The sequence below is a fragment of the Chryseobacterium sp. SSA4.19 genome (assembly GCF_022601875.1).
GTDB lineage: Bacteria > Bacteroidota > Bacteroidia > Flavobacteriales > Weeksellaceae > Chryseobacterium.
Window position 1 is genome coordinate 1 of sequence record NZ_JAKVIP010000014.1, and the last position, 11196, is coordinate 11196.

The 11196-nt window shown below is 36.6% G+C and carries 14 protein-coding genes; 4 read left to right on the forward strand and 10 right to left on the reverse strand.

The genetic code is table 11. The features are described 5' to 3' along the window. Positions 1–99: 99 nt before the first annotated feature. The 9 genes from MKJ01_RS11050 to pdhA all read right to left on the reverse strand — a co-directional run bounded on the left by MKJ01_RS11050 (position 100) and on the right by pdhA (position 8103). Positions 100–711: an inorganic pyrophosphatase gene (locus MKJ01_RS11050; protein WP_241614161.1), complete on the reverse strand. Its 612-nt coding sequence runs from the start codon at positions 709–711 to the stop codon at positions 100–102. Between the two features lie 22 nt (positions 712–733). Continuing rightward, positions 734–1246, reverse strand: a complete 513-nt coding sequence (locus MKJ01_RS11055; RefSeq protein WP_241614160.1) for a hypothetical protein — start codon at positions 1244–1246, stop codon at positions 734–736. Between the two features lie 35 nt (positions 1247–1281). Beyond that, positions 1282–2178, reverse strand: a complete 897-nt coding sequence (locus MKJ01_RS11060; RefSeq protein WP_241614159.1) for a phytanoyl-CoA dioxygenase family protein — start codon at positions 2176–2178, stop codon at positions 1282–1284. Between the two features lie 164 nt (positions 2179–2342). Then, positions 2343–3257, reverse strand: a complete 915-nt coding sequence (locus MKJ01_RS11065; RefSeq protein ID WP_241614158.1) for a hypothetical protein — start codon at positions 3255–3257, stop codon at positions 2343–2345. Then, positions 3254–3931: a DNA repair protein RadC gene (gene radC / locus MKJ01_RS11070; protein WP_241614157.1), complete on the reverse strand. Its 678-nt coding sequence runs from the start codon at positions 3929–3931 to the stop codon at positions 3254–3256. Before radC ends, MKJ01_RS11065 begins: the two co-directional genes overlap by 4 nt. A 17-nt stretch (positions 3932–3948) precedes the next feature. Then, positions 3949–4530: a murein L,D-transpeptidase catalytic domain-containing protein gene (locus MKJ01_RS11075; protein WP_241614156.1), complete on the reverse strand. Its 582-nt coding sequence runs from the start codon at positions 4528–4530 to the stop codon at positions 3949–3951. 13 nt (positions 4531–4543) lie between these two features. Continuing rightward, complete coding sequence (locus tag MKJ01_RS11080; protein WP_241614155.1) at positions 4544–5212, reverse strand: ABC transporter ATP-binding protein; 669 nt, start codon at positions 5210–5212, stop codon at positions 4544–4546. A 161-nt stretch (positions 5213–5373) separates the two neighbouring features. Then, positions 5374–6993 (reverse strand): pyruvate dehydrogenase complex dihydrolipoamide acetyltransferase, encoded by a 1620-nt coding sequence (locus MKJ01_RS11085; protein ID WP_241614154.1) that lies wholly within the window; start codon positions 6991–6993, stop codon positions 5374–5376. Positions 6994–7101: 108 nt separating this feature from the next. Continuing rightward, on the reverse strand, positions 7102–8103 hold the full coding sequence (gene pdhA, locus MKJ01_RS11090) for a pyruvate dehydrogenase (acetyl-transferring) E1 component subunit alpha (protein ID WP_241614153.1): 1002 nt from the start codon (positions 8101–8103) through the stop codon (positions 7102–7104). Positions 8104–8229: 126 nt separating this feature from the next. Between pdhA and MKJ01_RS11095 the strand changes: the two genes are divergently transcribed. Next, positions 8230–8832 carry a phosphatase PAP2 family protein gene (locus MKJ01_RS11095; RefSeq protein WP_241614152.1) on the forward strand — a complete coding sequence of 201 codons (603 nt, stop codon included), beginning with the start codon at positions 8230–8232 and terminating at the stop codon, positions 8830–8832. A 9-nt stretch (positions 8833–8841) separates the two neighbouring features. Continuing rightward, a complete protein-coding gene (locus tag MKJ01_RS11100; RefSeq protein WP_241614151.1) occupies positions 8842–9321 on the forward strand; it encodes a BlaI/MecI/CopY family transcriptional regulator in 480 nt (159 codons plus the stop codon). A 51-nt stretch (positions 9322–9372) separates the two neighbouring features. On the opposite strand, the gene MKJ01_RS11105 is transcribed toward MKJ01_RS11100, so the two are convergent. After that, complete coding sequence (locus MKJ01_RS11105) at positions 9373–9804, reverse strand: RNA-binding protein (RefSeq protein WP_241614150.1); 432 nt, start codon at positions 9802–9804, stop codon at positions 9373–9375. A gap of 411 nt (positions 9805–10215) precedes the next feature. Between MKJ01_RS11105 and MKJ01_RS11110 the strand changes: the two genes are divergently transcribed. After that, on the forward strand, positions 10216–10617 hold the full coding sequence (locus tag MKJ01_RS11110) for an acyl-CoA thioesterase (protein WP_241614149.1): 402 nt from the start codon (positions 10216–10218) through the stop codon (positions 10615–10617). Further along, on the forward strand, positions 10614–11174 hold the full coding sequence (locus MKJ01_RS11115) for an AraC family transcriptional regulator (protein ID WP_241614148.1): 561 nt from the start codon (positions 10614–10616) through the stop codon (positions 11172–11174). The genes MKJ01_RS11110 and MKJ01_RS11115 overlap by 4 nt, the downstream gene beginning before the upstream one ends. The last annotated feature ends 22 nt before the right edge of the window (positions 11175–11196 follow it).

The following is an 11196-nucleotide window of genomic DNA, read 5'->3' on the forward strand; positions in this document are numbered from 1 at the left end:
TGCAACTCTAAGATAGCTTTTTTAGAGATAATCTCAACAAAAAATTGAGGCTGACCAAACTTTTTGGACAGCCTCTTAATTTTATATTTTATGAGAATTCTATCCTCCGTATTTGTTAGCGTAATCTTCCTGAGAAGCTTTGATTACTCTTTTGGCATGTTCAGCCCCGTATACTTCCTGGATTCTGCATTTCGCAGGCTCATCAGGTAAATTTTTATAGGTCAGGAAATAATGCATTAATCGTTTCACTTCAGCTTCAGGCAATTCTGAAATATCCCTGAAATGTCCGAAAGCGTGGTCTCCGATCATTACCGCAACAATCTTATCATCAGCTTCACCACCATCGATCATTTTAAAACCTCCGATCGGAATAGCTTCCATCAATAAGCCTCCTGCATGAATGTTGTGAGAACTCAATACACAGATATCCAGCGGATCATGATCTCCCATCGTTACATCTTCTGCCCCTCTCTCCACTGCAAGATTCATCACGGCAGCATCACAATACGTTCTTGGAACAAAACCATATAACGCAGGAATGATATTGGAAAACTTTTGGGGCCTGTCTACCTTTAAAAACCCGGTTTCTTTATCCACTTCATATTTAATAGTGTCCGAAGGAACAATTTCCACGAAAACATTAACAACGTTCGGCGCATCTTCTCCCGCAGAAATCCCGTGCCATGGATGTGCTTTAAAATTTGGAATCATTATTTAATTTTATTTTTTTTAGTTAAGCTATTATTAAGATTTCTTTCCTCATATCATCAATGGTTGCTGAGATATAGTCATCACCATTCATGTAGTTCATAATGAATATGGTTTTAAATTCATCAAGATCAGTATTGCTGTTAATTCCTTCATAGGTTTTATGAAGCAGGCTCACGACTGCATTTTTCGAATCGACAATGTTCTGCCAGGAATTTTTTGTCACATACAGCTGCTGTGAAGAATTGTATTCAAACTCATCCTGAATTGATTTTTCCGTTAAAAAGATAAACTCATGGACAGCCAGTTCTTTATCGAATCGCTGAATAAGATTTGACGGCTTCATTCTTTCCAGAAAAAGAATCATTCTTTCATAAGACTGGGTCTTGTTCTGTGAATTCGATTTTACGGAAAGAAGTTTTATTTCCTGCTCTTTAAGTTTAATATAAGTGAATACAAATTGTCTTAGCAAAACCAGAAACGGTATTGCAATAATCAATGCAAAAGCATAGGGTAAATATCCTGAAAAATTTGCCATAATTTGAGGTAGCAAAATTAATGATAATTTCTGAATTATGCTTCAAATAAAGCAGGCCGTTGTGTTACTTCATGATAACATATGCTGTTTTCATCAAAATAGTGGTATACAAGGCTTTTTCTGGTTCTCGTTTTGTCAATATGAGGTTCACCACCATGCAGTATATTGGCGTGCCATATTAATAAGTCCCCTTTTTTAGCATTAAAAATTTCCTTTTTCAATCCCATTTCTCTTACTTTGCTTTCAAGAAACAGTTCATATTCCTTATAGCTCTTTTTGCCTATTTTAAAAAAGGTTCCTTCGTTATCATAATCGGAATTCAGGAAATAAGGTAATTTATGGCTTCCCGGAATATAGTGCAATGCTCCGTTATTTTCATCCACATCTTCTAAAGCAATCCAGACTCCCAAAAGACCTCCCAACGGATAAGTCGTCATATGAATACTGTCCGAATGGGTTTTTTGCTGGCTCCCGTTGATAAAGTTAATGCTCTGGAAAAGTTTAGCTTTCCCATCCAGTAAAACAGAAAGGAACTCCAACAGGTTTTTATCGGTACCAATATTGCGCAGGAGATCGGAATGGTGAATGGCAAACATAAGCTTCCCTCCATACCTGAATTTCAAGGTTTCATTACTGACAAGCTTTTCAATTTCAGAATTGATGGCATCTGCTGTTTCAGCACTAAGATAATTTTTCAGAATCAGGTAGCCATTATCATCATATTGATCTGCACTTTTCTTATTTTCTTCAGAAAGATTTTTATACAAAGCAGTATTGGTTAAGTGTTGCTCGTCAATTTTTCTCTCATAAGGAGTGAGATGTGAAAAGTCTTTGCTGGATATACTTGAGTAATAGTTTTTATTAATTTTATACTTTTTATATAACGGAATATTATGTTTCAGTTTTCTCTTGTTGAAAAAATTGAAAAGCATGTACGTTATTTTATAGTTACGGATCTTATTTAACATGGTATTATCATTTTTATGATGTAAATTTATTAATAATCAAGACGACAATATCAGATATTGATTATCTTATAGTTAATAGCGATTGTATAGTTTTTACGACACTCAAGTGAGTGGATTAAAATATTTATTTACAGGAAGTTATTTTTAAATTTTTCTAATATCAATACCTCTTTGGCAATTTCTTTTTTAGAATTTCTCAGAAATGGATAAGGCTTTAATTCGGGACGGAATCCTCTGAAAAATTCTTCAATAGCAGAAACTTCACTTCCTTCAAAATCAAAAATTTTATTTTTAATATTTTTCTTAATGACATGGTCAATCAATACTGAAGAGCCGGAGAGTTTCACAAATTCTTTATCATTGAATGTCCCAAGCAATGCAGCTGTTTTATCGTCATGATACACTGCAATAGAATTGATGATTTTATTTTCATACAAAAAAGAAGTGATCGTAAGCGAGCCTGCCTTATCAAAATCTTGGAAAGTCTTTATGAATTCCTGCTTATCATGGTCATTCTTTGTACCGATCAAATGTTCAGAAATAAAGGAAGATGCTTCCTGCATTGAAAGGTCTTTTATTTCAGATAGGGCCAGCACTTCTTCATCAAGCCTTAATTTCCTTTTTCTTTTCGGTGAATATTTCTGCCTAACCACCTCGTATTCTGCAGGAGGAATAAGAAAATTCTTTCTTTGATTTAATGGTATGCTAAATGTATTCTGATCATTAAAAGGATAGTACCAGATGTTATATTTTTTTTTAAAAAAGGTTAAAAAATGATCATTTACATGGACATCATCTTTTTCAGAAAATATGCCCAATTGCTGGCAAAGCCTGGGATTAATAATTATTTTTAATCCGAATTTTCGTATGAATGGAACAGGCATTATAGCTTCATAATCGTTTAAAACCAGAATCTCCCAGTTTTTACGGGCTGTAATATCAAGGAAAAGCTTAGAGGCAGAATATTTTCTCTGCTCAGAATTTTCCAGGCACCTGCTATATTTATCAAAATCAATTTCATTATACTTTAATCGTCTGATCATAATATTCCGTCGTCTGAAAAGCTAAAATATGCGTTTTGGGTAATAATGAGATGGTCCAGAAGCTGGATGCCCAATATTCTCCCGGCTTCTTTTATCTTTTGCGTGATATCAATATCTTCCCGGCTTGGTTTTAAATTTCCTGAAGGATGATTGTGCGCCACAATAATTCCCGTTGAAAAATGATCCAAAGCCGTTTTGAATAAGACTCTGACATCTACAATAGACTGGCTGATTCCGCCTTCGGTCAGTTTAGCCGTATGAATGATTTTGTTTCTTTGATTAAGGAAGATGGCCCAAAATTCTTCTGTCCGTAGATCCGACATTTGATTTTTGAAAATCAAATAGGCGTCATTACTACCGGAAATAACTTTGATGTCCGAAGTTTCCTGTCTTGCTCTTCTTCTTCCAATTTCCAATGCTGTGGCAATAGAGATCGCCTTTACTTTTCCCACTCCTTTAAATTTCATAAGGTCCTGAATAGAGAGCAGGCTCAAGCGGTGCCAATTGTTATCCACCGAAGCCAGTATTTTCTGGCCCAGTTCCAAAGCGCTTTCATCTTTGTTTCCATTTCTCATGATAATGGCCAACAGTTCGGAATCAGACAATGAATTCTTGCCCTTCTGAAAAAATTTTTCACGGGGACGGTCGTCTTCAGCAAGAAATTTTATAGACATATTTTTTCATCGTTTCGTTAATAAAAAGCATATAAAATTACAGGGCTTTTTGATTCATCAAGATATTGTGCCGTTTCCCGGAACGCATTCTTGGAAAGCATAGGACATCCGAAACTTAAACAGGTAAGGCTTTTCGATTCCTGATCGGGCACACAATAATAGGAATGAAGAACAATAGCTCTGGGCATGGCATTACTGTTGGTTTCGTCAAGGCCTTTCAAACGGTACGCTTTCCCGAATTTTCCGGAATAACTTTCGCCAATTTCATACTTACCTAAAGAAGACTGATGGGAACCGTCTGTATTACTAAACTTTAAAGTTTCCGAATTTTTAACAACCGAACCTTCACTATGTGCTACAATAGCTTTCTGTATTATTTTATTGTTCTTAAGGTCGTATATAAAATACCTGTACTTCCCGGAATGGATTTTAAAATTAATAAAAACAGCAAGATTCTGATTGTAGTTTTTTCCTTTAAGAAAATTCTTAATCTCAGAAATTTTTGATTGGGGCAGATCATTAACAGCAGATGATGATTGAGATCTGATTGTTGAATTGAAGCTCAGGAAAGCCAATACAATAATAAAGTTTTTCATCATGCGATTATCAATTTTATTCAATGATCATTCCGTCTTTCATTACCAATTTCCTGTCAGTGATTTCTGCAAGATTTGGGTTGTGGGTAACAATGACAAATGTCTGGTTATACTTGTCTCTTAAATCAAAAAACAAACGGTGAAGATCATCTGCATTTTTTGAATCGAGATTACCTGTAGGCTCATCTGCGAAAATAATCTTAGGGGAATTGATTAAAGCTCTGGCCACCGCTACCCTCTGTGCTTCCCCTCCTGAGAGCTGATTGGGCTTATGGTGCAGCCTTTGCTCGATTTTCAGGTCTTCAAATAAAGCATACGCCTTCTCGGTGGTTTCTTTTTCATTCGCTCCGGCAATTTTTGTAGGCAGCAGAACATTCTCCAAAGCGGTAAATTCTGGAAGCAGCTGATGAAATTGAAATACGAAGCCAATATTCTGGTTTCTGAATTTAGAAAGCTGTCTGTCGTTCATATTGATAAAAGACTCTTGAGCGATGGTTATTTCGGTATTGTATTTATTTGAATAGCTTGGCTGATCCAATGTTCCCAGAATCTGCAGCAACGTAGATTTTCCTGCTCCGGATTCACCGACAATTGATACTACCTCTCCCGTTTTAATATGGATATCAACGCCTTTCAATACTTGTAAATTCCCATAAAATTTATGGATATTCCTTGCTTTAATCATGATTCAAAAATAGTAAATTGATTTTATATAATGACAATTTTTGACAGTAATAAATGGTTTTGAGATCTGTTGCTTTTTAACTTTTTTTAATATCACTAAAAATTAATAGTAATGAAAAAACCTCTCGGAATGGAGAGGTTTTTTATGAAAAATTTAAAAAATTACAGTAACAAAGTTAATGGACTTTCTAAATAGGTTTTTAAAGTCTGTAGGAACTGTGCTCCTGTAGCACCGTCTACCACTCTGTGGTCACATGCCAGTGAAAGCTTCATTATATTTCCGACTACGATCTGACCATTTTTCACAACAGGCTTCTCTGTGATGGCACCTACTGAAAGAATGGCTGCGTTAGGCTGGTTAATGATGCTGGTAAACGTTTCAATCCCGAACATTCCAAGGTTGGAAATAGAAAATGTGGAACCTTCCATTTCATTTGCCTTAAGACCTTTGGATTTCGCTCTTCCGGCCATATCCTTTACCGCAGCAGAAATCTGCGTATAGTTCATCTGGTCGGTATTTTTAAGTACCGGAACCACCAAACCGTCCGGAATAGCAACTGCCACACCGATATTGATGTTTCCTCTGTGAATAATCTTATCACCAGCCCAGCTTGAATTTACCTGCGGATGTTTTCTCAGGGCAACAGCGGTAGCTTTGATAATCATGTCGTTAAAAGAAATTTTTGTATCCGGTAAGGAATTGATTTCTTTTCTGGCTTCAATGGCTTTGTCCATATTGATTTCTACCATCAAATAGTAGTGAGGCGCAGAGAATTTACTTTCGGAAAGACGTTTCGCAATAATATTTCTTACCTGTGAATTCGGAGTTTCCGTATCCTCGCCCTGAACAAAGCTTACTGCTACCTGAGCCGCTGCAGATGATGCCTGAGTTGCTTGAGCAGTTTCCTGTTTAGCTGCAGGCGTATAGTTTTCAATATCTTTTTTAACGATTCTTCCGTTTTCTCCTGATCCCTGAACACCGTGGATATCCACTCCTTTTTCCTGGGCCATTTTCTTTGCCAACGGAGAGATTGCCACTCTGTCAGAAGATGAAGAATTTTCAGCCGGAGCCTGTTTTTCTTCTTCTTTTTTTACTTCAGCTGTTTTTTCAGCAGGCTTTTCTGATGACTGATCAGCAGCTTTCGGGGTATCTACTCCGGAAACATCTGTTCCTTCAGGTCCGATGATAGCCAATACAGAATCAACCGGAGCTGCTCCTCCTTCTTCAACACCCTGTTTTAAAAGGATCCCGTTAAATTCAGATTCAAAATCCTGAACCGCTTTATCTGTTTCGATCTCCGCAAGAAGGTCTCCTTCTTTCACAGTATCGCCTACGTTTTTATGCCATTTAGCCACTTTTCCTTCCGTCATGGTATCGGAAAGTCTTGGCATGGTAATCACTTCCACTCCTGCAGGAATCTCAGCATCGGTTTGTTCCACGCTGGTAGCGTTATTCTCTGTTTTTAATTCTTCTTCAGATTTCTTTTCTTCAGAATCATCAGATTTAGGAGCATCTCCGCCGGTCAGCCCTGAAATATCTTCTCCTTCTTTACCTATAATGGCAAGAACAGAATCTACCGCAGCAGCGCCTCCTTCTTCAACACCAATATACAAAAGAGTTCCTTCCAGCTCAGATTCAAAGTCCTGAACCGCTTTGTCTGTTTCGATCTCTGCTAAAATATCTCCTTCTTTTACTTTATCTCCTACGTTTTTATGCCATTTTGCCACCTTTCCTTCTGTCATGGTATCGGAAAGACGCGGCATTGTAATTACTTCTGCCATAATTTATTTTAATTTGAAAATTTGGTAATTTGGTAATTTGAAAATTAAAAAAGATATGATAATAAATCATTTTCAAATTTTCAAACTTTCAAATTGACTTATTATCTTTTAGTTCTCTAATTTGTCTAAGAATGGATAATCTTCCTGAGCATATACGTACTCATAGATTTTTTCAGGATCCGGATATGGTGAATTTTCCATAAACTCAATGCATTCTTCAACGAAATCCCTTGATTTGTTGTCTGTAGCTTCCAGTTCCTCTTCCGTTGCCCAGTTATTTTCAAGGATTCTCGCTTTGATCAATTCAATAGGATCATCTTTTTTATGGATAGCCACTTCGTCTTTAGAACGGTAAGGTTCCGCATCAGACATTGAATGCCCTCTGTAACGGTAAGTTCTTGCCTCAATAAAAGTAGGTCCGTCTCCTCTTCTTGCTCTTTCAATGGCTTCATAAGCAGCTTCGGCTACTTTTTCAGGATCCATTGCATCTACGGCAAGACAAGGCATTTCATAGCCTAAACCTAATTTATAGATATCTTCGTGGTTTGCCGTTCTTTTTACAGAAGTACCCATTGCATACTGGTTGTTTTCCACTACAAAAACCACCGGTAATTTCCAGTTCATCGCCATGTTAAACGTTTCATGTAATGAACCCTGTCTAGCAGCTCCGTCCCCGAAAAAGCAGATGTTTACCGCTTTTCTGTCAAAATACTGATCTGCAAAAGCAATACCCGCACCTAAAGGAATCTGTCCTCCTACAATACCGTGGCCTCCGTAAAACCGATGCTCTTTACTGAAAATGTGCATAGATCCACCCATACCTCCGGACGTACCTGTTGCCTTACCGCAAAGTTCTGCCATAATTCTTTTAGGGTCTACGCCCATAGCCATCGGATGAATATGACATCGGTAAGCGGTAATCATACTGTCTTTGGTTAAGTCCATTGCATGGGTAAAACCGGCAGGAATAGCTTCCTGGCCATTATACAAATGTAAAAAACCTCTGATCTTTTGTTTTAAATAAAGAGAACGGCATTTGTCTTCAAACCTTCTCCACATTGTCATATCTTCATACCACTTCAGGTATACCTCTTTAGAAAATTCTTTCATGTGTTGAGCTCTTGCTTATTTATTATGAAATAGTTGAGCAAAATTATAAAAAAAACTTCGTTTTTATTGTATTTACACCCATTGTTTTTTAGTTATAATATTATATTTACATGTTCAAACTTACTTATGGAAGAAAAACAGACCTCGATTATTTATAAAATCTCAAAAATCATATCGGATTTCTTCAACCCATTGGTTTCTCTGGTGATCTTTTTCTTTTATATGAGCGTGAAAACATATTCCCTGCATGCTTCATTACTGTACTTTCTTCCTATTTTATTGATAATTATACTGCCCGTCATTACCTGGATCGTATGGAATGTAAAAACTGGAAGGTATACCAATATGGATGTCTCGAACCGGAAGCAAAGGATATCACTGTATTTTTTTATCGCAGCCTGTGTTCTTGTTTATATCGGTTTTGACTATTTTAAAAAAGGACATGTTGATTTAATCATGCTTTTCATTCTGATCCTGCTTTTAACCATGCAGCTCAGCAATTATTATATTAAAAGTTCGATGCATACGGCATTTAATATATTTGTTGCCGCTTTATTTTTTGCTTTGGATACTACTCTGGGAATAGCCTGGCTGGGAATTGCTGTTTTAGTAGGGATTACAAGGGTGGTCGTTGGAAGGCATACCCCAAAAGAAGTATTCATGGGCGCCGGAATTGCGTTTATGGTATCTTTTGTTTATCTTTATTGCAACATACAATTTCAATCGTAAGGATCTCATATGAAAATTAATCATCTTACATCCGCTGAAGAAAACTTAATGAGGCTGTTGTGGAAACTTCACAGGTTTTATTTGAAGGATATTATGGAGCAGCACCCAGAGCCCAAACCCCACCAGAATACCGTTTCCACCTATTTAAAAATACTTATTGAAAAAGGCTATTTATCTACCGAAAAAGAGGGACGGATTTTCAGGTATACCGCAGTGGTACCATTTGAAGAATACCGTAAGTTCCTGGTGGAGGAAATTGTACAAAAATTTTTTAACAATTCAGGGAAGGAAGTTTTGGAGCTATTGATGAATGAACACATGATTTCGCAGGAAGATATCAAAGATTTAGGGATTGATATTTCTATGCCGGGCCCGGAAAAAGTAAAAGAACCGGTTTTTGAATATGCTGAAGAAATTCTGAATGCTAAAAAAACCAAAGATAAAAAGAAAGGTAAGGATAAGAAAAAGAAGAAAGATAAAAAAGGATAGACATTAAACTTACAAATAAAAAACGGCTTCAATTTGAAGCCGTCTATATTTTTACCAACGTTTTCCACCGCCGTTTCCGCCACGGTCTCCACCGCCGCCGTAACCGCCGCTTCCACCTCTGTTGCTGCTTCCACCATAACCACCGCTACCGCTTCCACCTCTGTTTCCGCCACCGTAACCGCCGCTTCCGCCTCTGTTACCTCCGCCAGTGTTACCACCTCCGAAAGATCTTCTTGGCTTTTCTTCTCTTGGCTTAGCTTCTGAAACATTAAGTGTTTTTCCGTTGAATTCTTTTTGATTAAGAGCTTCAATAGCCTGCTGCCCTTCAGCATCTTCCATTTCAACAAAACCGAAACCTCTAGAACGACCTGTCTCTTTGTCTGTAATGATTTTTACTGAAGAAACTTCTCCAAATTCTGAAAATAAATCTTGCAACTCATAATCTTTAGTTGCGTAATTGATGTTTGAAACAAAAATGTTCATCTGAATAAAAAAATTAAAAATGTTAAAAATGATTTGGTTTATAAAAGAAAAGCAACATAAAGAATGAACAAATATTGATTCCAGATATAAGACAGGTGCAAGATACGATTATTAATTTCATAACAAAATTTTTTTTCGGAAATTTTTAGTGAATTTTTCAATCAGATTGTGATTCTTTTAAAGACTAACAATTATACTGTCATAATATTTAATATAATGAACTATTCTGCGTGAAATTTATAATCAGAATGTCTCATTGAATGATAATGAGATCAAAAACAGCATATATATATACAATTATACATTCATTACATTATCGAGCCGGTAAATCATTCTTTGTGGCTAACTCAATTCCTATTGATTGAACAAATCAGTTTTAAACAGTAAATTTGTGCTTTAAATTTTTATACTATGAATTATCACACCAGAAAGTGGGTAAAGCCTGAAGATCTAAATCCTAACCAGTCATTATTCGGAGGAAGACTACTACAGTGGATTGATGAAGAGGCTGCTCTGTATGCGGTCATCCAGCTGGAAAATAAAAAAGTGGTGACCAAATTCATTTCAGAGATCAATTTTGTCAGTTCTGCCAAGCAGGGCGATATTATAGAAATCGGTATTGAGGTTTCTGCTTTCGGGTCAACTTCTCTTACGTTAAAATGCGATGTGAGAAATAAAATGACTCACCAGACCATCATTACTGTTGAAAGGATTGTGATGGTTAACCTTGATGAAGAAGGAAATCCTGCGCCTCATGGGAAAACAAAAGTTGAGTTTGTAAAAGACAGGCTGAGTAATCATAACCCGTCATGAAGATCTTTATAAAAAATATGGTATGCGGAAGATGTATTTCTGCAGTTTCAACTATTTTTACTGAAGCGGGAATTAAAATGACCTCAGTGTATCTCGGTGTGGTGGAAACAGAATCTGAGATTAACGGTACAATGATGCAAGCCATTGATGAGAATCTTCTGCAGACAGGATTTGAAAGAATAAAAGATAATGCCCGTCAGCTTGTCGAAAAAATAAAGAATCTGATTATAACTGAAATCAGTGAGCTCGATATCCAAGAGGATTTTCTTTTATCTGAATTTCTTAGGTCTTCATTACACAAAGACTACAGTTCACTCTCGAAAACGTTTTCCCAAAACGAAGCGGTGACTCTTGAACAGTTTTTTATTCTCCAGAAGATCGAAAAAGTAAAAGAGCTTCTTCTGTACAACGAATTTACCCTGACTGAAATTGCCGGAAAGTTAGGCTATAAAAGTGTTCAGCACCTTTCGTCACAGTTCCGGAATATTATGGGTTTTACACCTACCGAATTTAAAAAGCTGAAAACTCATCAGAGAAAACCTTTAGACCATATTTAATAATCTATTTTATTCAAAAATT